Source organism: Pseudomonas californiensis, assembly GCF_021147775.1.
Classification (GTDB): domain Bacteria; phylum Pseudomonadota; class Gammaproteobacteria; order Pseudomonadales; family Pseudomonadaceae; genus Aquipseudomonas; species Aquipseudomonas californiensis.
Window position 1 is genome coordinate 164550 of sequence record NZ_JAGTPK010000002.1, and the last position, 22616, is coordinate 187165.

The following is a 22616-nucleotide window of genomic DNA, read 5'->3' on the forward strand; positions in this document are numbered from 1 at the left end:
TACATGTCAGCCGTTCGCAGCAAGATCTGCGGGATTACCCGCATAGAAGATGCCCTGGCTGCCGCCGAGGCGGGTGCCGATGCCATCGGGCTGGTGTTCTATCCCAAAAGCCCCCGTGCCGTCACTGTTCATCAGGCGCGCGAAATCATTGCCGCGTTGCCGCCTTTCATCACCACGGTCGGGCTCTTCGTCAATGCCAGTCGTTGCGAGCTGAACGAAACGCTGGATGCCGTTGCGCTGGATATGCTGCAGTTTCACGGTGACGAAACACCGGACGACTGTGACGGCTATCATCGACCCTACATAAAAGCATTGCGTGTAAAGGCGGGCGACGATATCAATCAGGCCTGCAGGGCCTATCGCAATGCGCGTGGCATTCTGCTGGACACCTATGTCGAGGGCGTGCCGGGCGGTACGGGTGAAACCTTCGACTGGGCGCTTATCCCCGCAGATCTCTGCAAGCCGGTCATACTGGCGGGTGGTCTGACGTCGGCCAACGTTGCGCAGGCCATTGCTCAGGTTCGGCCTTACGCGGTGGACGTCAGCGGTGGTGTCGAAAGAGGCAAGGGCATCAAGGATCCCGAGAAGATTCGGGCATTCATGAGCGCGGTACACAGTGCCTGATGTGACGGCTGCGGTTCGGCCGCCGTCCATAAGCCTGTCCCCGACGTAAGACATGCGGGTCGAATTGAGTGAAGGGCGATGCCAGTGCGCATCGTTCTCGTTGAAAAAAACGTGACAGAGGGCGTGCAGGTCAGGCCATAAGCCGACCGTCGAACTCTCGTCGCCACACATACGAATCTAGTCAAGGGCATGCGCCTGGCCTTTAGTTGCCATGCGTTCGAGCCGCACCGGTATTGGAGATAAAAAGCATGAGCAACTGGTTGGTAGACAAACTGATCCCATCGATCATGCGTTCCGAGGTCAAGAAAAGCTCAGTGCCTGAAGGGCTGTGGCACAAATGCCCGTCCTGTGAAGCTGTGCTCTATCGTCCAGAGCTTGAAAAGACCCTGGATGTTTGCCCCAAGTGCAACCACCACATGCGTATTGGCGCTCGCGCCCGCCTGGATATCTTTCTCGATACCGAAGGTCGCGATGAACTGGGCGTCGAACTGGAGCCTGTGGACCGTCTGAAGTTTCGCGACGGCAAAAAGTACAAGGACCGTCTGACTGCTGCGCAGAAGCAGACCGGTGAAAAGGACGCGCTGATTTCCATGAGCGGCACGCTGCTGGGTATGCCGGTAGTGGTGTCTGCGTTCGAATTCTCGTTCATGGGCGGCTCGATGGGCGCAATCGTCGGCGAGCGTTTTGTACGTGCTGCCAACTATGCGCTGGAAAATCGCTGCCCGATGATCTGCTTTGCTGCATCCGGTGGTGCGCGAATGCAGGAAGCGCTCATCTCGCTGATGCAGATGGCCAAGACCTCTGCTGTGCTGGCCCGCCTGCGTGAAGAAGGGCTGCCGTTCATTTCCGTGTTGACCGACCCGGTCTACGGTGGTGTATCTGCCAGTCTTGCGATGCTGGGTGACGTGATTGTTGCCGAGCCCAAAGCATTGATCGGTTTTGCCGGTCCTCGCGTCATCGAGCAGACCGTTCGCGAAAAACTCCCTGAAGGTTTCCAGCGCAGCGAATTCCTGCTGGATCACGGCGCAATCGACATGATCGTTTCACGCAGCGAGCTGCGTCCGCGCCTGGGCAATCTGCTGGCCCAGATGATGAACCTGCCGACACCAAAGTTTGTTGCACCGGTCGTCGAGCCGATCATCGTACCGCCGGCTCCAGCCTCGGTATGACCCTTTCGACTCTGAGCGACTGGCTTGCCTATCTGGAACAGCTTCATCCATCCGCCATTGACATGGGTCTGGATCGTTCACGTCAGGTAGCGCAGCAGTTGGGCCTGACGCGGCCAGCGCGCCGCGTCATTACAGTAACGGGCACCAACGGCAAGGGCTCGACCTGCGCCTTTGTTGCCGCACTGTTGCAGTCCCAGGGTCTGAAAGTCGGTGTGTACAGCTCGCCGCACCTTCTCAATTACAACGAGCGGGTGAAAGTGCAGGGCGTCGAGGCGACTGACCTCCAGTTGTGCGATGCATTTGCGGCCGTCGAGTCCGCGAGGGGTGACACCACTCTCACGTATTTCGAAATGGGCACCCTTGCGGCGTTCTGGCTCTTCGAGCAGGCCCAGCTTGATGCTGTGGTACTGGAGGTCGGCCTGGGTGGTCGTCTTGACGCGGTGAACCTGATCGATGCCGATTTTGCGCTGGTCACCAGCATTGGTCTGGACCATGCCGACTGGCTCGGAGACACACGCGAATCGGTTGCTTTCGAAAAAGCCGGTATTTTCCGAGCGGGTCGCCCGGCGTTGTGTGGTGATCTCGATCCACCAGAGCCTCTTCTGGCCAAGGCACAGGAGTTGGGCAGTCCTTTGTTGCTGCGCGGCCGCGATTTTGATTTTTCGGTGGGTCAGCAGGCCTGGGATTGGCGCGGGACTGCCCATGGTGAGGTGATCGAGTTGCGCGGCTTGCCGTTGCTGGATCTGCCCATGGAAAACGCAGCCCTTGCGCTTCAGGCGTTTGCGTTGCTGGGCTATCCGATGCAGCCTGAGGTCATCAGTCATGCGCTGGCTCAGACCCGGCTCACGGGCCGGCTGGATCGACGCATCGTCAACTGGCATGGCAAGAGGCTGAACCTGTTGCTCGATGTTGGTCACAACCCGCACGCGGCGCAGTTTCTGGCCCGGCGCATGGCGCAGCGGCCGGTGGCTGGCAAACGTCTCGCTGTGTTCGGTCTTCTGTCCGACAAGGATCTCGACGGGGTCGTCCGCGAGCTGGTTTCCAGTATTCAGGACTGGGCAGTAGCGCCGCTGCCGACCTCCCGCAGCCGACCGGCGACCGAGCTGCATTCGGTGCTACAGAACCTTGGCGCGAATGTGAAGTCCTACCAGAGCATCGCGCTGGCGCTGGAAGCTCAGTGCGCGCATGCAATGCCCGATGACGAAATTCTGCTGTTCGGATCTTTTTATTGTGTGGCCGAGGCGCTGGAATGGTTGGCCCGGTCCACCCGCGAGGACGCTGCAAATGGCTTTGCTGGATAACGTATTCAAGCAGCGGATGGTTGGCGCGCTGGTTCTCATCGCCGTTGCGGTGATCTTCCTTCCCATGCTGTTCACTCGTCAGGACGAGACGCAGCATGTACAGGTTGATGCGCCTGCTGCGCCACAGGCGCCTGCGAGTCAGCAGGTTCAGGTTGAGCCAGTGGCTGTTCCAGAGCCTGAGCCTATCCCTGGTGAGAATGATGCCAGCGCCGGCAATCAGCCTCCAGCCATGCCGATCGCACCAGCGCCTGCTGTACAAAGTGCACCGGCTGCACCGGCTGCACCTGCCGCAGCACCTGCAGCCAAGGCGCCGGTAAAACCCGCTGCACCTGTTGCTACCCCAGCACCTGCTCCGGCACCTGCGCCCGCAGCGCCTGCCGTTGCCAAGGCTGCCCCCAGTGGAGTCGACGCCAATGGCTTGTCGGTCAGTTGGTCGGTGCAATTGGCGAGCATGTCCAATCGTGCGAATGCCGACAACTTGCAGAAAACTCTGCGTACGCAGGGCTACAACGCCTACATCCGTACCGCTGACGGCGTAAACCGCGTGTTTGTAGGACCGTTGATCGAGCGTGCCGAGGCTGATCGCCTGCGTGATCAGCTGGACAAACAGCAAAAGCTCAAGGGCATTGTGGTACGTTTCCAGCCTGAACGCGGCTGATCCTCAAGCGTTCTGCCGCACTGTTCAGCGGAAAATGCCGCCTGCCGATAATCGCTGCTTACCGGCAGGCGGGCGCTCTGCTAAAATGCGCCGCCTTATCTGTCTGCAGGCTGCAACGTGCCATTTTCTCCGGTTGACTGGGCAATTCTGGGAATTGTCGCCATCTCCGCCTTGATCAGTCTGAAACGCGGCTTCGTCAAGGAAGCACTGTCGTTGACGACGTGGATCATTGCAGGTGTCGTGGCCTGGATGTTTGGCGCGGGGCTGTCGCTGTACCTGGTCAACTACATAGAAACACCGTCGGCCCGCGTGATTGCGAGCTGCACCATTCTGTTTGTCGCCACCTTGCTGGTCGGCGCCATGGTCAACTTTCTGATAGGCGAACTGATTCGCGTCACCGGGCTTTCCGGGACCGATCGTTTTCTGGGTATGGTCTTTGGCGCGGCGCGCGGAGGCCTGCTTGTCGTTGTAGCGGTAGGGCTGTTGAGTCTGGGGCCGGTGCAACAGGATCAATGGTGGCAGCAGTCAAGGCTGGTACCGCAATTTCTCATGGTCGCTGACTGGTCGAAAAACCTGATTCTCGGGATGTCCAGCAAGTGGCTAGCCAGCGGCATCAGCGTACCTGCTGATCTGCCGTTCAAGGAGCAGATCCTGCCGTCTACAATACCGCAGGATGTGCTCGGTAAATCCAGTTCCACTAAGTAGGGGTTGTGTCGCATGTGTGGCATCGTCGGTATCGTCGGCAAGTCGAACGTCAATCAGGCGCTGTATGACGCGCTCACCGTCCTCCAACACCGCGGCCAGGACGCTGCCGGTATCGTAACCAGCCACGATGGCCGGTTGTTTCTGCGCAAGGACAATGGATTAGTGCGTGACGTGTTTCATCAGCGTCACATGCAGCGCCTGGTCGGGCACATGGGCATTGGCCATGTGCGGTATCCGACTGCGGGCAGCTCGACATCGGCCGAAGCGCAGCCTTTCTACGTCAACTCGCCTTATGGCATCACGTTGGCGCACAACGGTAACCTCACCAACGTCGAGCAGTTGGCCAAGGAGATCTACGAATCTGACTTGCGCCATGTCAACACCAATTCCGATTCGGAAGTGTTGCTGAACGTCTTCGCCCACGAGCTGGCAGTGCGCGGCAAGTTGCAGCCGACCGAAGAAGATATCTTCGCGGCAGTCACCGACGTGCATAACCGTTGCCGTGGCGGCTATGCCGTCGTGGCGATGATCACCGGTTACGGCATTGTCGGTTTCCGCGACCCGGACGCCATTCGTCCTATCGTCTTCGGCCAGCGTCACACCGACGAAGGCGTCGAGTACATGATCGCTTCCGAAAGCGTATCGCTGGATGTTCTCGGCTTCACGCTGATTCGCGACCTGGCACCGGGCGAGGCGGTCTACATCACTGAAGACGGCAAGCTGCATACCCGTCAGTGTGCGACCAACCCCAAGTACGCCCCGTGCATTTTCGAGCACGTGTATCTCGCACGTCCCGATTCGATCATCGATGGCATCTCGGTGTACAAGGCGCGTCTGCGCATGGGTGAAAAGCTCGCCGACAAGATCCTGCGCGAGCGTCCGGATCACGACATCGACGTGGTTATTCCTATTCCGGATACCAGCCGCACAGCGGCCCTGGAGCTGGCCAACCACCTGGGCGTCAAGTTTCGTGAAGGCTTCGTCAAGAACCGTTACATCGGCCGTACGTTCATCATGCCGGGCCAGGCTGCACGCAAGAAGTCCGTGCGCCAGAAGCTCAATGCCATCGAGCTTGAGTTCCGCGGCAAGAACGTGATGCTGGTTGATGACTCGATCGTACGCGGCACGACCTGCAAGCAGATCATTCAAATGGCGCGCGAAGCCGGTGCCAAGAATGTCTACTTCTGTTCGGCGGCACCTGCGGTACGTTACCCCAACGTCTACGGCATCGACATGCCGAGTGCTCATGAGCTGATTGCCCATAACCGTTCCACCCAGGACGTTGCCGACCTCATCGGCGCCGACTGGCTGGTCTATCAGGACTTGAATGACCTGATCGAAGCGGTCAGCGGCAGCAAGAAGATCAAGATCGACAACTTCGATTGCTCGGTCTTCGACGGCAAGTACGTGACCGGTGATATCGACGAACATTACCTGAACAAGATCGAGCAGGCGCGCAATGACGCCTCCAAGGTCAAGACCCAGGCAGTGAGTGCGATCATCGACCTGTACAACAATTAATCTGGATCAGGAGTAGCGGCATGACTCAGGAATGGGATGCAGGTCGGCTGGACAGCGACCTCGAAGGCGTGGGTTTCGATACTCTCGCCGTACGTGCCGGGCAACACCGCACGCCTGAAGGCGAGCATGGCGATCCGATGTTCTTCACCTCCAGCTACGTGTTCCGCACGGCCGCCGATGCGGCCGCGCGTTTCGCGGGCGAAGTGCCGGGCAACGTCTACTCGCGCTACACCAACCCGACGGTGCGCTCTTTCGAAGAGCGTATCGCCGCACTCGAGGGTGCCGAACAGGCTGTCGCTACTGCCACGGGCATGGCGGCAACCCTGGCTGTGGTCATGAGCCTGTGCAGCGCCGGTGATCACGTGCTGGTGTCGCGCAGCGTGTTCGGTTCGACCATCAGCCTGTTCGACAAGTATTTCAAGCGTTTCGGTATCGAAGTGGACTACGTGCCGCTGGCCGATCTGGACGGTTGGAACGCCGCCATCAAATCCAGCACAAAGATGTTGTTTGTCGAGTCGCCTTCCAATCCGCTCGCTGAACTGGTGGACATCGCTGCCTTGTCAGAAATCGCTCACGCCAAAGGCGCGATGCTGATCGTCGACAACTGCTTCTGCACGCCAGCCTTGCAGCAGCCATTGCTGCTGGGCGCTGACATTGTCGTGCATTCGGCCACCAAGTTCATCGACGGCCAGGGCCGTTGCATGGGGGGTGTGGTTGCCGGTCGTAGCGAGCAGATGAAAGAAGTGGTGGGTTTTCTGCGCACGGCCGGGCCGACGCTCAGCCCGTTCAATGCCTGGATCTTCCTCAAGGGCCTCGAAACCCTGAATCTGCGCATGCGTGCACACTGTGCCAATGCTCAGGCGCTGGCCGAGTGGCTGGAGCAGCAGGACGGTATCGAGAAGGTTCACTACGCCGGTCTCAAGAGCCACCCTCAACATGAGTTGGCCCAGCGTCAGCAGAAAGGTTTCGGGGCGGTTGTCAGCTTCGAGGTCAGGGGTGGCAAGGACGGTGCGTGGCGCTTTATCGATGCCACGCGGCTGATCTCCATCACCGCCAACCTGGGTGACACCAAAACTACCATCACTCACCCGAGCACTACTTCTCACGGGCGGCTTGCGCCACAGGAGCGTGAAGCGGCGGGGATCCGTGACAGCCTGATCAGGGTTGCGGTGGGTCTGGAAGACGTTGCTGACCTGCAGGCGGATCTGGCGCGCGGCCTGGCGGCGTTGTGAGTGATGAATGGGCGATGAAGTTCGCCAGCATCCACAACGGTCGTGTCGCGCTGGTGACCGGTGCCGCTCGTGGCATTGGGCTTGGCATCGCGGCGTGGCTGATTGCCGAGGGTTGGCAAGTGGTGCTGACGGATCTGGACCGCACGCGCGGCGCCAAGGTCGCGCAGGTGCTGGGTGAGAACGCCCTGTTCATCACCATGGATGTCGCCAGTGAAGAACAGGTGGCTGAAGGGGTGGCTGAAGTGCTCAGGCAATTCGGTCGGCTGGATGCACTGGTGTGCAACGCGGCGATCGCGGACCCTCACAACACCACGCTGGAAAGTCTTGAGCTGTCGCACTGGAACAGGGTGCTGAGCGTCAATCTGGGTGGGCCGATGTTGCTGGCCAAACATTGCGCGCCTTACCTGCGTGCGCATTGCGGCAGCATCGTCAACCTGACCTCGACACGCGCCAGGCAGTCAGAACCCGACACCGAGGCTTATGCAGCGAGCAAGGGCGGCCTCACGGCGCTCACGCACGCATTGGCGATCAGTCTTGGGCCTGAGATTCGTGTCAACGCGGTAAGCCCTGGCTGGATCGATACGCGCGATCCTTCGCTGCGGCGTGCCGAGCCGTTGTCAGAGGCGGATCACGCCCAGCATCCAGCGGGCAGGGTAGGGACAGTGGAGGATGTCGCGGCGATGGTCGCCTGGCTGCTTTCCAGAAACGCCGGGTTTGTGACCGGGCAGGAGTTCGTGGTCGACGGTGGCATGACCCGCAAGATGGTTTACGCCGAGTAGTATCAGGCTTCAGACGACAGGTCGAAATATCTCTGTGTTTCGACGCGTCGGGTCAAAGAGCCGGTTTGTGGTGTTTTGAAAAAAACTTCAATCAGGCTATTGACTTAGGTTCGTTAGGTGCGTAAATTTCGCGGCCTCAACGAAGCAAAGGGTGATTAGCTCAGCTGGGAGAGCAGCTGCCTTACAAGCAGCGGGTCGGCGGTTCGATCCCGTCATCACCCACCATCGTTGAGTTTGAAAGCTGAAGTTCGAGGGCTTTCGAATGTTCCAAAGGACGCAAGTCCACCATGCGCAGCGGTAGTTCAGTCGGTTAGAATACCGGCCTGTCACGCCGGGGGTCGCGGGTTCGAGTCCCGTCCGCTGCGCCATATTTGTACAGATCGGGTTTGCCGGGTCTGAGGTTGAAACGCATTCTGGCACTTCAATCTGATGTACAGGAAACAGACTATCAAAAGTTTGTTTCAAACAGGTTTACAAGCGATACGCAGCGGTAGTTCAGTCGGTTAGAATACCGGCCTGTCACGCCGGGGGTCGCGGGTTCGAGTCCCGTCCGCTGCGCCATACAAAGCCTCGAGGCCCTTGAACTCCTTGAAGCAAACAAAAAAGCGACCTTAGGGTCGCTTTTTTGTTGTCTGCGGTTTATCAAAAAACGCGCGTTTGGTCAGCGGGTCATGCTTTGTATCCAAATCCTTTGGAACTGTGCGTTGATCCAGCGTCTGCCTTGTTGCAGACTTACCGCCATTTTCCAGTTTGCAGTCTTGCTGGCAGTTTTTTCCTTCCTCAGGATTCTCGATGTTTAAGTTACTGAACGTTCGTACCGCGTGCTGGATGTCTGTACTGCTGCTGGCTGCCGGTTGCTCGACGCCCAAACAGGCGATTTATGACCACGAGCACTTCGATGATGCCGGAACCTTCTCGCGCAGCTATCCCGCGACTGATATTTCCTCTTGCGAAGCCGGGCGACGTGCGTTGCTGAGTCAGGGCTACATCATCACCAGCACCGACCCCAAGATGATCAGCGGCCGCAAGAGCTTTCAACAGACGGGCGAAACCCATATCGAGATCAGCTTCAACCTGGTCTGCGCAGCCGACGTGGGTGATGGCAGTTCGACCATGTTCGCCAACGCCCTGCAGGACCGCTACGCCCTGAAGAAGACCAACAACTCGGCAAGCCTTGGGGTTGGAGTGCTGGGTTCTGTGTCGATGCCGATTGGCTCCACCGATGACTCCATGGTCAAGGTCGCCAGCGAGACCGTCGCATCGGCCAAGTTCTATGAACGCTTCTTCGGGCTGGTAGAAAACTTTCTGCCGTCTGATGTGAAGAAAGCGGCGCACATCGTTGAAAAGCCGAAAGCCGACCTGGGCGTACCTGAAGCCCCGCCAGCGCCTGCGGCTCCCAACGCTGCAGAACCTGCGCAGCTCGCGCCAAAAGCGCCAGAAACCGCGCCCAAGGCCGAGCCCGCAGCGGAGCCAGTGGTCGCCCCGCCGGCAAGCGAGCCAGTGCCCGCTCCAGCCGAGCCTGCTTCGTTCAACGCCGAACCCGTAGCTCCAACCCCGGCCCCGGAAGCGCCTGCACCTGTCGATAACGCAACACCTGCCCCGACAGAAACGCCCGCTGCTCAGTGATGTGAGTCAAGGGCAGGCTTGGCGGTGCATCAATGAATATCCGCGCCTTGGAAGTCAGCTTGCTGAAGAAGAGGCCGTGAAATCCGCCAGATTCTGATTTCAAGTTTGAATCTGTATCTGTGAGTACCCTCTTTCGCGAGCAGATTACCCCCAAGTGGGAGCGAGCTTGCTCGCGAAGAGGTCGGTACAGTCGACACATCGGTTCAAGATGCACCGCCCGTTCTCTCAGCCGAGAAACAGCCGGTACGCCGGGTTTTCGCTTTCGTCCCAGTACGGATAGCCGATTTCACTCAGAGCCTGACCAACCAGATGTCGCTCATCCTCGGGCACCACCAGCCCGGCGACCACGCGGCCATCAGCTGCGCCGTGGTTGCGGTAGTGGAACATCGAGATGGTCCAGCGTCCGCCCAGGCGGTTGAGGAAGTTGAACAGCGCGCCCGGGCGCTCCGGAAACTCGAAGCGCAGCACCACTTCATCGTTGACCCGCTCGGCATGCCCGCCAACCATGTGACGGATGTGCAGCTTGGCCAGCTCGTTGTCGGTCAGGTCCAGCACCGGGAAGCCCTGTTCGGTCAGGCTGGCGATCAACGCGCTGCGCGGATCGTTCTCGGGGTGGGTCTGCACGCCGACGAAAATGTGCGCTTCACGGTCGGTGTGGTAGCGGTAGTTGAACTCGGTGATCTGCCGTTTGCCGATCGCCTCGCAGAAGGCTTTGAAGCTGCCCGGCTGCTCGGGAATGGTCACGGCAATGATCGCTTCGCGGCCTTCGCCCAGCTCGGCGCGTTCTGCCACATGGCGCAGGCGGTCGAAGTTGACGTTGGCACCTGATTCGATCGCCACCAGGGTCTGGCCCGTGATGCCGCGCTGCTCGACGTACTTCTTGATCCCCGCCACACCCAGCGCGCCCGACGGCTCGGTGATAGAACGCGTGTCGTCGTAGATGTCCTTGATTGCCGCGCAGATCTCATCGGTGCTGACGGTTATCACTTCGTCCACGTAATGCCGGCAGACTTCGAAGGTGTGATAGCCGATCTGCGCCACCGCCACGCCGTCCGCAAACAAGCCCACCTGACTGAGCACCACGCGTTCGCCCGCCGCCATCGCCGCTTGCAGGCAGTTGGAATCATCCGGCTCGACGCCGATCACCTTGATCTCCGGGCGCAGGTATTTGACGTACGCCGCAATGCCTGCAATGAGGCCACCGCCACCAACCGGCACGAAGATCGCGTCCAGTTGCCCCGGCTGCTGACGAAGGATCTCCATCGCCACCGTGCCTTGGCCGGCAATGGTGTCGGGGTCATCGTAAGGGTGGATATAAACGAAGCCTTGCTCGTCGACCAGTTTCAGCGAGTAGGCCAGCGCCTCGGGGAAGGAGTCGCCATGCAGGACCACTGTGGCACCGCGCGAACGCACGCCTTCGACCTTGATTTCAGGTGTGGTGCGCGGCATGACGATGGTCGCAACAATCCCCAGCTCGCGTGCCGCCAGGGCCAGCCCCTGGGCGTGGTTGCCTGCCGAAGCAGTGACCACGCCGCGTGCGGCCTCTTCGGCGGTCAATTGAGCCAGCTTGTTGTACGCGCCGCGAATCTTGAACGAGAACACCGGCTGCAAGTCTTCGCGCTTTAGCAGCACCTGGTTGCCCAGCCGCTCCGACAGCTGACGAGCACCGTGCAGCGGCGTTTCGACAGCGACGTCGTAGACGCGGGAGGTGAGAATCTTGCGTGCGTAGTGATTGAGCAGATCGGGCTGGCCATGGCTCATCGCGTCGTTCCCTTGTACAGGTGCGGAGCGGCCATGCGCAGTGGGGCAACGATCATGTCGGAGGAAGCGATAAGGGCGATGATAGAGCGATGGATAGCGATCATGTCTGACTCCTGGTTCAGTGATGTTGCCCAGGAGACAGAAGAAACCCGCCTCGAGGGCGGGTTTTTTGCAAACGTCGGCTAACCCGCCATGACTGGAATGACGGTAATAATAATCTGGCCGAGGTTTTGCTGGATGGTGTTCATGAGCTGGAGGTTATTGCGGCGCGGGCGTCGAAGTCAAGCGGGGTCATCGCGTGCCTCCTTCAAGACGAAGGCTTGATCCGGCACCTTATCGTTCGTCTGATTAAAGTGGATCTACATTTTTGTTTCACATTGGCACTTTAATGTTGATCTCGTGATCAGTTATCTCGGCTTTACTGACACCCATCAATCCGCCAAGAGGGCAAGCAAATGGACGAGTATCAAGAAGAACTGCTGGAATATCGCGCATCGGAGCTGGACCCTGTAGAACCTGCTGACGACGCTACCGAGCTGTGAAGGGCATCAGGCACTTCGGCGCTGGCTACGGCGGAACTCTCCTGGAGTTTTCCCGTTCCAGCGTTTGAAGGCACGTTGAAAGGCTTCTGCCGAGGCAAAGCCGAGCAGGTAAGCAATTTCTCCGAACGCCAGTTCGGTGTCGCGGATATACGTCATCGCCAGATCACGTCGCGTGTCATTGAGTACGGTCCTGAAACGCGTACCTTCTTCAGCCAGCTTGCGGCGTAACGTCCAGGTCGGCAGCTTCAACCTTGCCGCCACTTCCTCCAGATCCGGCTCCCGTCCTCCGCTCAATAACGGGCCCAGCAATTGAATGATGCGTTCACGCAGGCTGCGGGTACGGGTCAGTTGCTCCAGTTCCTTTTCGCACAGTTGCAGCAGATGCTGCCAGGTACTCGGACAATGATCCGGGTTGCGCAGGGCAAGGGTTTCCTGATCCAGGCGCAATTGATTGGTGGTGGCACCAAATACAATCGGGTTGTCACTCAGGTGCATGTACTGCGCGGCATAGTCCGGCGCGTCGAATTCGATTTCGACCCGTTGCGCGCGTAGTGGAATGCTGGCCAGTGTCGAGAGTTGGGCTACCCAGCCACCGAGAATCGAGTCCACCACGAAGCGGTTGTAAGCGTTATACGGGCTGATCGAGTAAAAGCGTATCCAGGCCCCGGACGCGTCTTCGTGAAAGCTCGATTGGCCACGGTAATTGGAGCCGTAAAGTGCTTCAAAGCGGATCAGAGTTCGGGCTGCCTCGCGCACGTCAGGTGCCTGAGCAGCGGTGACACCGGCCAGGCCTGCCTGGCTGATACGGCTGAGCTGACCCATGCGCAGCCCCAGTCCTGGTTCGCCGGTCAATTGAATCGCGGCGTGCCCCAGCCGCATATAACGCGGGATCGACAGGCGTGCACCGGCTTCGCTGAGCCTTGCACTATCCAGCCCGTACTGCTCAAGCAGCGTGCCAGGGTCTTGACCGACGCTGCGAACGGCGTCGGTCAGGCTCTGGACAAAGCCCACGGACAGGTCACCCAGGCGCAGCGTCAAGGTCGGCACGCTCAGAGCCAGAGGTTGATCAGGCGCGCCCCACCGGGCAGAGGACCCTGCGCAGGTTGCGGCTCGGTGATTGTCTGGCCGTTGTGGTTGGCGAAGCTCTGCCCGGAGCTGCCCTCGTTCCAGAACTGCCCGCGCATGAACACGCTGATGCCCGCACGTGCGTTGCTGTGGGGTGCGCGGCCAGTGAGTGTCAGTTGATGCCAGGCCTCGCTTTCAATCAGGGTGCCTGGGGCGATATCAATCGGGGTGCCATCAGATGAAGGGCTGCGCCACGGGCTGGACCAGCCGTTTTTGCCGATCACAAAAGCAGGCACGACGATCAGCTCGGCACGCTGCTGGTTCAAGCGCGCATAGCTGTCCGGGTACCAGCTGTCACTGCCGATCAGGATGCCGAGTCGACCGGCCGGCGTATCGACCACATCAAGTGCAGTCTCGCTGGCAGGTTTGACGTATCGCCCCTGATAGGGGTTTGGAAACAACTGACGTTGCGGCTGCCCCAGCGGCTGGCCGTCGCTGTTGAAGGCCAGGCTGCTGTTGTACAGGGCGCCGCTGCCGATTTGTAACGTGCCGTTCTGCACACTGGGCTCGGGCAGCACGATGGAACCGGCCACCAGCGTCACCTGAAATTCCCTGGCCAGGCCACCGAACAGCATTTGATAATTTTTCGCCATGTCGCTGGCTTTCATCCGCAGGTGCGCGTCATCCAGGCGGTTTTCGCCGGTGGCCGTCAGCATGGCCCTGGCGAAGTCGAAAGGGTTGCTCCAGGACAGCCAGTTCATGGCTTCGTCGACCGTGCTGGCCTGATAAAACTGGTTTTTCTCGCCGCTGGCGAACAACCAGGTGCCAATGTGCTCAGGCAGAACGACCACTGTTTTCGGATTGAGCAGACCCAGTTCGCGGGCCTGTTGCAGGTAGGCCGCCAGTTTACGGTGCAAGCGCCCAAGGTCCTGGTAGTCCGTGGGGAACAGTTCAGGCTGAATGCCCAGCAAGTTGCCTCGCTCACCGGGCTGCCCTTCATTGATTGCCAGATGGATGCGCAAGTCGGAAAGGTAGTGACCCATGGGGCGTTGCTGGGTCCAGAGCCCGTAACTGGCCAGACCGGCTACGCTCACCAGCAGAAGACAGATGGCAAAGAATTTACGCATAAATAGGCTGCAAGAGTGCCATCAGAGAAGTATCGACTAGGGTAGGGCGGTGCCCGTTGCTTGCCAAGAGGGCGCTGCGCGTTTGGATCAATAACTTGTCACTTTCGGTCATTGAGTGTCCGTCAGCGCCTCTTTACTGTGGCGTCATGAAACGGCCTGCTGGCCTGATTGAAGAGAGCACGCAGAGGTTCTCGTTTTTCCGTGATTGAATCGATGGAGCTTCGCCATGACTGCTGCTCGCTATCCGCACCTGCTCGCCCCGCTGGATCTGGGCTTCACGACCTTGCGCAATCGCACCCTGATGGGCTCGATGCACACAGGGCTTGAAGAGAAGCCGGGTGGTTTCGAGCGCATGGCTGCGTATTTTGCCGAGCGCGCGCTGGGTGGCGTCGGGCTGATGGTGACCGGTGGCATCGCGCCGAACGAAGAAGGCGGTGTCTACGACGGCGCGGCCAAGCTCACAAACGTCGAAGAAGCCGAAAAGCACCGCATCGTGACTCAGGCGGTGCATGAGGCGGGCGGCAAGATCTGTTTGCAGATTCTTCACGCCGGCCGCTATGCGTACAGCCGCAAACAGGTTGCCCCCAGCGCCTTGCAAGCACCGATCAACCCGTTCAAGCCACGCGAGCTGGATGAAGAAGGCATCGAAAAGCAGATAAGCGACTTCGTGACCTGCGCAACGCTTGCCCAGAGCGCGGGTTACGACGGCGTCGAAATCATGGGTTCGGAAGGCTACTTCATCAATCAGTTTCTGGCCGCCCACACCAATCATCGCACCGACCGTTGGGGTGGCAGCTACGAAAACCGCATGCGCCTGGCGGTCGAGATCGTGACCCGCGTACGCGAGTCGGTTGGCCCGAACTTCATCATCATCTTTCGCCTGTCGATGCTGGACCTCGTTGAGGGCGGCAGTAGCTGGGAAGAGATTGTGCAACTGGCCAAAGCGGTCGAGCAGGCGGGCGCCACTCTGATCAATACCGGCATCGGTTGGCACGAAGCACGTATTCCGACCATCGCCACCAAGGTGCCGCGTGCTGCATTCAGCAAAGTCACCGCCAAACTGCGCGGTTCGGTGTCGGTCCCGTTGATTACCACCAACCGGATCAACACGCCTGAGATAGCCGAACAGATCCTCAGTGAGGGTGACGCTGACATGGTGTCCATGGCACGTCCTTTTCTGGCCGACCCGGCATTCGTCAACAAGGCTGCGGCCGGTCGCGCTGAACTGATCAATACCTGCATCGGCTGCAACCAGGCCTGCCTGGACCATACGTTTGGCGGCAAGTTGACCAGTTGCCTGGTCAACCCGCGTGCCTGTCATGAAACTGAACTCAACTATCTGCCTGCCCGAACGATCAAGCGCATTGCGGTTGTAGGGGCCGGTCCTGCCGGGCTTGCCGCTTCGACAGTGGCTGCCGAGCGTGGACACCAGGTCACGCTGTTCGATTCAGCCAGCGAAATTGGCGGTCAGTTCAACATCGCCAAGCGTGTGCCGGGTAAGGAAGAGTTTTCCGAAACCCTGCGTTATTTCAAAAACAAGGTGCAGGAAACCGGCGTGGATGTGCGTCTCGGCAATCGTGTCAGCGCAAAGGACCTGCTGGCGGCAGGTTATGACGAGGTAATCCTGGCCACCGGTATTGCGCCACGCACCCCGGCCATCCCAGGCATCGACCACGCCAAGGTGCTGAGCTATCTGGACGTGATTCTTGAGCGCAAACCAGTGGGTCACAGCGTTGCGGTCATCGGTGCCGGCGGTATTGGTTTCGACGTGTCGGAGTTTCTGGTGCATCAGGGCGTTGCTACCAGCCTGGACCGTGACGCGTTCTGGAAAGAGTGGGGCATCGATACGACGCTTGAGGCTCGCGGCGGCGTGGCCGGGATCAAGCCCCAGGTACACGCGCCCGCGCGTCAGGTGTTCCTGTTGCAGCGCAAGAGCTCCAAGGTCGGCGACGGTCTGGGTAAAACCACCGGCTGGATTCACCGCACCGGCCTCAAGAACAAGCAGGTTCAGATGCTCAACAGCGTCCAGTACCTGAAAATCGATGATGCCGGTCTGCATATTCGCATTGGCGAGGACGGTGAAGAGAAACTGCTGCCAGTCGACAACATCGTTGTCTGTGCCGGTCAGGATCCACTGCGCGAACTGTATGACGAACTGGTTGGCGCAGGTCAGAGCGTGCATTTGATCGGCGGTGCGGATGTGGCCGCCGAGCTGGATGCCAAGCGCGCCATTGACCAGGGGTCGCGACTGGCTGCCGGTCTCTGATCCTCGATGGAGTCAGGGTGTTTGTGAGCGCATCCCGCGCTTTCATGAAGACCCTGACGCAGCACTGTCTGTAAACTGCGCCTCATGATTTCCGACGCTCTTGGCTGGCAGCCAGCCGCTCCCCTCGAAACACTTGAACTGCCTTGGCTGCAATCGGCCGGTGTGGAGGTCGCAATCCTGCGTCTGGACCGCATCGATCCGCTGATCAGCGGTAACAAGTGGTTCAAGCTCATCGAGCACTTGAGACAGGCCGCGAGTAAAGGCGCAGAAGGGGTGATCAGTCTGGGCGGCGCCCATTCCAACCATCTTCATGCAGTGGCCGCCGCAGGCAAGCGCTTCGGCTTCCCGACGGTCGGCCTGCTGCGCGGCCATGCACAGGAAACGCCCACCGTCCGCGACCTGCAGGCATTTGGCATGCAATTGCATTGGCTTGGGTATGCGGGGTATCGCGCCCGGCATGCTGCGGATTTCTGGTTGCCCTGGCAGGCGCAGTATCCGTCTCTGTATCCGATCCCTGAAGGCGGCAGCGGCCTCCCCGGCGCGCTCGGTTGCGGGCCATTGTTGGATCACGTGCGCTGCCAGTTGGGAGCGCTGGGCTGGGACGATTATCACGCCTGGTGGCTGGCAGCGGGTACTGGAACGACACTCGCCGGGATGGCCATGGCTGAGGCCGGTGATCACCCTGTTCATGGTGCGATGGCGGTGCCAGCTGACCACGGGGTGGGGCAAAACGTGACGATGCTGGTCGAGCAGGCGATTGCTGATGGACTTGTAGAGCGGTCAGCGCTGCCTGAATGGCACTTGCTGGATGCCAGCCGGGGCGCGTTCGCGCGGACCGATGCGGCCTTGCTGGACTTCATTGCCGTCAGCGAGGCGCAGAGCGGCGTGCCACTGGAACCGTTGTACACCGGCAAGGCATTACTGGCCCTGCACGACGAAGTGACCGCCGGGCGCTTCGGCCCCGGGACGCGATTGATCTTCGTGCACACCGGTGGCTTGCAGGGCAGACGGGCAATGGGCTTGTAAGGCTTATGCCAGAGCTGCTGGCACAAAACGTGCGCGGGTCTGGTGTGAGGCGTCGGCCCTGACTACGTGGATGACACTTTCAGAGTGAGGTGTCCGGGTCGCTATCTCGATAATTGATCCATTCCAGATCCCTATGTCGAGGTCAGCATGACAACTACCGCCGTCGAGCAGGTCGATCCTGCCACCCTGAAAAAAGTCATTGTTGCGGCGGCCATCGGCAATTTTGTCGAATGGTTCGATTTTGCCGTGTATGGCTTTCTGGCGACCACCATTGCCTTGCAGTTCTTCCCCAGCGGCGACGCCAGTGCCGCGTTGTTGAAAACCTTCGCCGTGTTTGCCGTCGCGTTTGCCTTTCGCCCCCTCGGCGGGATTTTCTTCGGCATGCTCGGCGACCGTATCGGCCGCAAGAGGACGCTGGCCATGACCATTTTGCTGATGGCCGGTGCCACGACCCTGATTGGCCTGTTGCCGACTTACGCGGCCATCGGGGTGACGGCGCCGATTCTGTTGACAATCATCCGCTGTGCGCAGGGTTTCTCTGCGGGTGGCGAATATGCCGGTGCCTGTGCCTACCTTATGGAGCATGCACCGCGCACCCAGCGTGCCTGGTACGGCAGCTTCGTCCCGGTGTCGACGTTCTCGGCATTCGCGGCTGCAGCGGTGGTGGCGTATGCGCTGGAGGCCTCTTTATCGACTGAGGCCATGGGCAGTTGGGGCTGGCGCCTGCCGTTCCTGATCGCCGCGCCGCTGGGTCTGGTCGGCTTGTACCTGCGCTGGAAGCTGGACGAAACACCGGCTTTTCAGGCCGTGGCCCAAGAGCACGCGGTCGCGCATTCGCCACTCAAGGACACCTTGCGCCATCACGCGGCGGCCATTTGCTGCCTTGGCGCCTTCGTCTCGCTCACGGCGCTGTCGTTTTATATGTTCACCACCTATTTCGCGACCTACCTGCAAGTGGCGGGTGACCTGACCCGTGCCTCGGCATTGCTGGTGTCATTGATCGCGCTGGCTTTCGCCGCTGCGATCTGTCCGTTGGCGGGTGCTTACTCGGACCGCGCAGGACGACGCAAGACTATCGCCACGGCCTGCATTCTGCTGATGGTGGTGGTGTTCCCGTCCTTCCTGATGGCCAGCTCAGGTTCATTCGCTGCCTCGATCATCGGCGTGATGCTGTTGGCGGTGGGTGCGGTGTTGTGTGGCGTTGTCACCGCAGCGCTGCTGTCTGAAACCTTCCCGACCCGCACCCGATACACCGCTTCGGCGATCACCTACAACATGGCCTACACACTGTTCGGTGGCACCGCGCCGCTGATGGCGACCTGGCTGATCAGCACCACCGGCAGCAATCTGTCGCCTGCGTTTTATCTGATTGCCGTGGCGCTGATGGCCCTGGTCGGCGGGCTGGCATTGCCGGAAACCTCGAAAATCTCGCTGCACGATATTCCGGCGCCAGCGCGCGACGAGGCGGTGCGCTCTATCGCCTGACCCTCAAGACGAAGGCCCGGGCTCGCGCACCACGTCGCCGCCCGGGTTCTGGCCGTCACGTCAGTTGTCGGTAAAGATGCAACAAAACATGGCACAGTTGCCCTGAAAAATGGCACATTGGCGCGCCCTGGCACGCGTGACACATCTTGTAATCATCCGTCCGGGGAGCCCCGAGAACTCTTTTTATGGATGAATCCCATGGCGACCAGTGCTCAGCCCGTGACCGCGGCGGCATCGACCCCTCCACAGACCAGCCCGCTGGTCATGCGTATCATCGGCGCCGTTGCGCTGGCGCACCTAATCAATGACCTGATTCAGGCCATCCTGCCGTCGATCTACCCGATGCTCAAGGCCAACTATGACCTGAGCTTCACTCAGATCGGCCTGATCACTTTGACGTTTCAGATCACCGCTTCGCTGTTGCAATCCTGGGTGGGTTATTACACCGACCGCCATCCCAACCCGTTGGTGTTGCCGGTCGGCTCGATCTGCACCCTGATCGGCATTGTGATGATGTCTGTAGTGGGCAGCTTCCCTTTGATCCTGCTGGCTGCAGCCCTGATCGGTATCGGCTCGTCGACGTTTCACCCTGAAGCGTCGCGCATTGCGCGGCTGGCTTCAGGCGGGCGCTTTGGGTTGGCGCAATCGACCTTCCAGGTCGGTGGCAATACCGGTTCTGCGTTCGGGCCTCTGCTGGCCGCTGCCATCATCATTCCATTCGGTCAGGGCAATGTGGCCTGGATCGGTCTGTTCGCGTTGTTTTCACTGGGCTTGCTGTATGCGATCAGTCGCTGGTATCGCGCCCACTTGAACCTCTTCAAGCTCAAGGCCGGTCAGGTAGCGACCCATGGCCTGTCGAGAAACCGGGTGATCGGCTCGCTTGCCGTGCTGGCGTTTTTGGTGTTCTCCAAGTTTTTCTACATGACCAGCCTGACCAGCTACTTCACGTTCTACCTGATCGAGAAGTTCGACCTGTCGGTTGCCAGTTCGCAGCTGCATCTTTTCCTGTTTCTCGGTGCAGTGGCGGCGGGGACCTTTTTCGGTGGTCCGATTGGCGACCGGATTGGCCGCAAGGCGGTGATCTGGTTTTCGATTCTCGGCGCAGCACCGTTCACCCTGGCGCTGCCTTACGCGGACCTGTTCTGGACCAGCGTACTGAGTGTGATCATCGGTTTTGTGCTGGCGTCGGCGTTCTCCGCCATCGTGGTCTACGCACAGGAACTGGTGCCGGGCAACGTAGGCATGATCGCCGGGATCTTCTTTGGTCTGATGTTCGGCTTCGGCGGCATAGGCGCAGCACTGCTTGGCTATCTTGCCGACAGCCACGGGATTCTGTTTGTGTACAACCTGTGCTCGTACCTGCCGCTGCTTGGCATTCTCGCTATTCTTCTGCCCCGGACTAAATAAATAATGCTGATCGCAACGCTGATCTTTCTGTTCACCATCACGCTGGTCATCTGGCAGCCCAAGGGGCTCGGTGTGGGATGGAGTGCCGTGCTGGGGGCGGTGTTGGCGTTGTTGACTGGCGTGGTGCAACCCAGTGACATCGTGGTGGTGTGGGGCATTATCTGGAACGCCACTGCGACGTTCATTGCGCTGATTATCATCACACTGTTGCTCGATGAAGCCGGTTTTTTCGCCTGGGCGGCGTTGCATGTAGCTCGCTGGGGCAATGGCCGGGGCCGACGTTTGTTCGCGCTGTTCGTGCTGTTCGGCGCGCTGGTTTCAGCCTTGTTCGCCAACGATGGCGCGGTGCTGATCCTCACGCCGATCGTGATCGCAATGATGCTGGCGCTGCGTTTCTCGGCGCCTTCGACGTTGGCGTTTGTGATGGCGGCGGGTTTTATCTCCGACACTGCGAGCCTGCCGCTGGTGGTTTCGAATCTGGTCAACATTGTATCGGCCGACTATTTCCACATCGGTTTCAATCGCTACGCTTCGGTGATGGCGCCGGTGAACGTGGTCAGCGTTCTGGCCACGCTGATCGTCTTGATGCTGTATTTCCGCCGTGACATCCCGGTCGATTTCGAACCTGATCAGTTGGAAAAACCCGAAACGGCGATTCATGATCGAGCGACGTTCATTGCTGGCTGGTGGGTGCTGCTGATCCTGCTGGTTGGGTGTTTTGCGCTGGAGCCGCTGGGCATTCCGATCAGTGCGATCTCTTCAGTGTGTGCGTTGCTGCTGCTGTGCGTCGCAGCCAAGGGCAGCAAGATTGCTACGCGCAAGGTCATGAAAGAAGCACCCTGGCACATCGTGATTTTCTCGCTGGGCATGTACCTGGTGGTTTACGGCCTGCGCAACGCCGGGCTGACCAATTACCTGGCTCAACTGCTGGACTGGTTTGCCGGTTATGGCATCTGGGGTGCTGCGATGGGTACCGGCGTGCTGACCGCACTGCTGTCATCGATCATGAACAATCTGCCGACCGTGCTGATCGGGCTGCTGTCCATTGATGCCAGCCATGCCACCGGACCGATTCAGGAAGCGATGATCTATGCCAACGTGATTGGCAGTGATCTGGGACCGAAAATCACCCCGATTGGAAGTCTGGCGACGCTACTCTGGCTACATGTGCTGGATCGCAAGGGCATCCATATCGGCTGGGGTTACTACTTCAAGGTCGGCGTGGTGCTGACGGTGCCGGTCTTGCTGATCACACTGGCGGCGCTGGCGCTGCGACTGAGTTGAACGAGCGGCTGGTGTCGGGCACGTGAGGCCATAGGTCCGACACCAGAAACAGCCGCTCGGCTTCCTCCCACTCACCTTCGGCGTTCTCACCAAGGCGCACCAGCAGTTGTGCCGGAGCCAGCGGGTCCAGCTGGGCCAGCCAGGCCTGCAATTGCTCGTCGCTCCAGGCCTGGGCGTAATGCGCAGGCGCCAGCCACGCGTGACGGGGCAGGGGCTGCCAGCGACCTGGCTGAGTCTGGGCGATGAAGGCCTTCCAGTCACGCTGGTGCAGCCAGCGACCTTGCAGGTGCTGCTGATGAGCGCCTCGGGGTGGCGTGGCTGAGCCCGGCCAGGGATACAACAGATAACCGCCCAGCCATAATTCTGCGCTGAAGGTATCGACGCCCAGTGCTGCCAACGTCGCGCGGCTTTCAGGTCGCGCGGAAATCGGCAGTTGGTGCTGGCTCAAATGAGCAAGTTTGCGGTCCAGCCGATCGTTACAACCGGGCCCCAGCCATTGCGCCGGATCACTGCCATCACCCTCCTGCGGCCCCAGGTACAGCTTGATTGCCAATTCCACGTGGTGCACGCCATCCCGGTCACGCAGCAGCAGATCCAGTTCGCCCAGCGTGTGCCCTGCCACGCGGATGGGCAGGTTGGCAGCGATGATTTGGACGCCCGGCGCATGCTGCAAGGCAAACTGCCAGAGCCGTTCGTAATAACGCCCTAGTCGTCGGGTCGTGGCCAGCAGCAGCCATTCTTCAAGCGCACTGCTGTTTCGATCGAGCTGGCGCAGAAAACCCTCCAGTTGTTCCGGTGCCCATACCCAGTCGCTTGCTGTCAGCGGATGGCGCTGCGGCCATGGGGTTGCGTGCAGCATGGGCGGCGCGAGGATGACCCAGGCAAGATCACGCACTTCGGGGTTGCGCAGTTGGCGAGGAAGATCAATCAGGCTGGGAAATAAAGTCATGTACCGAGAATAGCCTGAGTCGAGGCGCAATGGGCAAGTCAATCCGGCGGTCGTTTGCGTGGCCATGGGCCTGAAGCTCTGCGTAAACC

General features: G+C 59.9%; 18 protein-coding genes and 3 tRNA genes. 17 read left to right on the top strand and 4 right to left on the bottom strand.

The annotated features are described in order from the left end of the window. Nucleotides 1-3 precede the first annotated feature (3 nt). From KDX37_RS02870 to KDX37_RS02925, 12 genes are all read left to right on the top strand, one after another. The gene (locus KDX37_RS02870) at nt 4-624 is read left to right on the top strand and encodes a phosphoribosylanthranilate isomerase (protein WP_231651170.1); all 621 of its coding nucleotides are present in this window, start codon (nt 4-6) and stop codon (nt 622-624) included. A 248-nt stretch (nt 625-872) separates the two neighbouring features. Next, on the top strand, nt 873-1793 hold the full coding sequence (accD, locus tag KDX37_RS02875; RefSeq protein ID WP_231651171.1) for an acetyl-CoA carboxylase, carboxyltransferase subunit beta: 921 nt from the start codon (nt 873-875) through the stop codon (nt 1791-1793). Further along, a complete protein-coding gene (folC, locus tag KDX37_RS02880) occupies nt 1790-3094 on the top strand; it encodes a bifunctional tetrahydrofolate synthase/dihydrofolate synthase (RefSeq protein WP_231651172.1) in 1305 nt (434 codons plus the stop codon). Before accD ends, folC begins: the two co-directional genes overlap by 4 nt. Next, the gene (locus KDX37_RS02885; protein WP_231651173.1) at nt 3078-3752 is read left to right on the top strand and encodes an SPOR domain-containing protein; all 675 of its coding nucleotides are present in this window, start codon (nt 3078-3080) and stop codon (nt 3750-3752) included. The genes folC and KDX37_RS02885 overlap by 17 nt, the downstream gene beginning before the upstream one ends. 117 nt (nt 3753-3869) lie before the next feature. Then, nucleotides 3870-4457: a CvpA family protein gene (locus KDX37_RS02890; protein ID WP_231651174.1), complete on the top strand. Its 588-nt coding sequence runs from the start codon at nt 3870-3872 to the stop codon at nt 4455-4457. A 12-nt stretch (nt 4458-4469) separates the two neighbouring features. Continuing rightward, nucleotides 4470-5978, top strand: a complete 1509-nt coding sequence (gene purF, locus KDX37_RS02895) for an amidophosphoribosyltransferase (protein WP_231651175.1) — start codon at nt 4470-4472, stop codon at nt 5976-5978. Nucleotides 5979-5998: 20 nt separating this feature from the next. Next, on the top strand, nt 5999-7210 hold the full coding sequence (locus KDX37_RS02900; RefSeq protein ID WP_231651176.1) for an O-succinylhomoserine sulfhydrylase: 1212 nt from the start codon (nt 5999-6001) through the stop codon (nt 7208-7210). A gap of 14 nt (nt 7211-7224) precedes the next feature. Continuing rightward, entirely contained in the window at nt 7225-7989 is a 765-nt protein-coding gene (locus KDX37_RS02905) for an SDR family oxidoreductase (RefSeq protein ID WP_231651320.1), read from the top strand. 149 nt (nt 7990-8138) lie between these two features. Further along, a tRNA-Val gene (locus KDX37_RS02910) sits at nt 8139-8214 on the top strand. 66 nt (nt 8215-8280) lie between these two features. Further along, nucleotides 8281-8357 (top strand) — tRNA-Asp (locus KDX37_RS02915). Between the two features lie 116 nt (nt 8358-8473). Further along, nucleotides 8474-8550 (top strand) — tRNA-Asp (locus tag KDX37_RS02920). Nucleotides 8551-8781: 231 nt separating this feature from the next. Then, a complete protein-coding gene (locus KDX37_RS02925; RefSeq protein WP_231651177.1) occupies nt 8782-9615 on the top strand; it encodes a DUF2242 domain-containing protein in 834 nt (277 codons plus the stop codon). A gap of 225 nt (nt 9616-9840) precedes the next feature. Here KDX37_RS02925 and ilvA read toward each other — a convergent pair whose 3' ends face one another. The 3 genes from ilvA to KDX37_RS02940 all read right to left on the bottom strand — a co-directional run bounded on the left by ilvA (nt 9841) and on the right by KDX37_RS02940 (nt 14110). Beyond that, nucleotides 9841-11376 carry a threonine ammonia-lyase, biosynthetic gene (gene ilvA / locus KDX37_RS02930; protein WP_406641174.1) on the bottom strand — a complete coding sequence of 512 codons (1536 nt, stop codon included), beginning with the start codon at nt 11374-11376 and terminating at the stop codon, nt 9841-9843. A gap of 548 nt (nt 11377-11924) precedes the next feature. Further along, the gene (locus KDX37_RS02935) at nt 11925-12965 is read right to left on the bottom strand and encodes an AraC family transcriptional regulator (RefSeq protein ID WP_231651178.1); all 1041 of its coding nucleotides are present in this window, start codon (nt 12963-12965) and stop codon (nt 11925-11927) included. A gap of 2 nt (nt 12966-12967) precedes the next feature. After that, entirely contained in the window at nt 12968-14110 is a 1143-nt protein-coding gene (locus KDX37_RS02940) for a carbon-nitrogen hydrolase family protein (RefSeq protein WP_231651179.1), read from the bottom strand. A 226-nt stretch (nt 14111-14336) separates the two neighbouring features. Between KDX37_RS02940 and KDX37_RS02945 the strand changes: the two genes are divergently transcribed. From KDX37_RS02945 to KDX37_RS02965, 5 genes are all read left to right on the top strand, one after another. Then, complete coding sequence (locus KDX37_RS02945) at nt 14337-16376, top strand: NADPH-dependent 2,4-dienoyl-CoA reductase (RefSeq protein WP_231651180.1); 2040 nt, start codon at nt 14337-14339, stop codon at nt 16374-16376. Nucleotides 16377-16460: 84 nt separating this feature from the next. After that, nucleotides 16461-17402: a 1-aminocyclopropane-1-carboxylate deaminase/D-cysteine desulfhydrase gene (locus KDX37_RS02950; RefSeq protein WP_231651181.1), complete on the top strand. Its 942-nt coding sequence runs from the start codon at nt 16461-16463 to the stop codon at nt 17400-17402. A gap of 147 nt (nt 17403-17549) precedes the next feature. Further along, nucleotides 17550-18887 (top strand): MFS transporter, encoded by a 1338-nt coding sequence (locus KDX37_RS02955; protein WP_231651182.1) that lies wholly within the window; start codon nt 17550-17552, stop codon nt 18885-18887. A gap of 198 nt (nt 18888-19085) precedes the next feature. Next, entirely contained in the window at nt 19086-20294 is a 1209-nt protein-coding gene (locus tag KDX37_RS02960; RefSeq protein WP_231651183.1) for an MFS transporter, read from the top strand. A gap of 3 nt (nt 20295-20297) precedes the next feature. After that, nucleotides 20298-21578: an arsenic transporter gene (locus tag KDX37_RS02965; RefSeq protein ID WP_231651184.1), complete on the top strand. Its 1281-nt coding sequence runs from the start codon at nt 20298-20300 to the stop codon at nt 21576-21578. On the opposite strand, the gene KDX37_RS02970 is transcribed toward KDX37_RS02965, so the two are convergent. After that, nucleotides 21544-22527 carry a DUF1853 family protein gene (locus tag KDX37_RS02970; RefSeq protein WP_231651185.1) on the bottom strand — a complete coding sequence of 328 codons (984 nt, stop codon included), beginning with the start codon at nt 22525-22527 and terminating at the stop codon, nt 21544-21546. The genes KDX37_RS02965 and KDX37_RS02970 overlap by 35 nt on opposite strands. Nucleotides 22528-22616 lie beyond the last annotated feature (89 nt).

Bases quoted from the DNA above. Each gene is read 5' to 3' on its own strand.
- KDX37_RS02870 (WP_231651170.1), top strand. From the start codon at position 4: ATGTCAGCCGTTCGCAGCAAGATCTGCGGGATTACCCGCATAGAAGAT.
- accD (WP_231651171.1), top strand. From the start codon at position 873: ATGAGCAACTGGTTGGTAGACAAACTGATCCCATCGATCATGCGTTCC.
- folC (WP_231651172.1), top strand. From the start codon at position 1,790: ATGACCCTTTCGACTCTGAGCGACTGGCTTGCCTATCTGGAACAGCTT.
- KDX37_RS02885 (WP_231651173.1), top strand. From the start codon at position 3,078: ATGGCTTTGCTGGATAACGTATTCAAGCAGCGGATGGTTGGCGCGCTG.
- purF (WP_231651175.1), top strand. From the start codon at position 4,470: ATGTGTGGCATCGTCGGTATCGTCGGCAAGTCGAACGTCAATCAGGCG.
- KDX37_RS02900 (WP_231651176.1), top strand. From the start codon at position 5,999: ATGACTCAGGAATGGGATGCAGGTCGGCTGGACAGCGACCTCGAAGGC.
- KDX37_RS02905 (WP_231651320.1), top strand. From the start codon at position 7,225: ATGAAGTTCGCCAGCATCCACAACGGTCGTGTCGCGCTGGTGACCGGT.
- KDX37_RS02925 (WP_231651177.1), top strand. From the start codon at position 8,782: ATGTTTAAGTTACTGAACGTTCGTACCGCGTGCTGGATGTCTGTACTG.
- ilvA (WP_406641174.1), bottom strand. From the start codon at position 11,376: ATGAGCCATGGCCAGCCCGATCTGCTCAATCACTACGCACGCAAGATT.
- KDX37_RS02940 (WP_231651179.1), bottom strand. From the start codon at position 14,110: ATGCGTAAATTCTTTGCCATCTGTCTTCTGCTGGTGAGCGTAGCCGGT.
- KDX37_RS02945 (WP_231651180.1), top strand. From the start codon at position 14,337: ATGACTGCTGCTCGCTATCCGCACCTGCTCGCCCCGCTGGATCTGGGC.
- KDX37_RS02950 (WP_231651181.1), top strand. From the start codon at position 16,461: ATGATTTCCGACGCTCTTGGCTGGCAGCCAGCCGCTCCCCTCGAAACA.
- KDX37_RS02955 (WP_231651182.1), top strand. From the start codon at position 17,550: ATGACAACTACCGCCGTCGAGCAGGTCGATCCTGCCACCCTGAAAAAA.
- KDX37_RS02960 (WP_231651183.1), top strand. From the start codon at position 19,086: ATGGCGACCAGTGCTCAGCCCGTGACCGCGGCGGCATCGACCCCTCCA.
- KDX37_RS02965 (WP_231651184.1), top strand. From the start codon at position 20,298: ATGCTGATCGCAACGCTGATCTTTCTGTTCACCATCACGCTGGTCATC.
- KDX37_RS02970 (WP_231651185.1), bottom strand. From the start codon at position 22,527: ATGACTTTATTTCCCAGCCTGATTGATCTTCCTCGCCAACTGCGCAAC.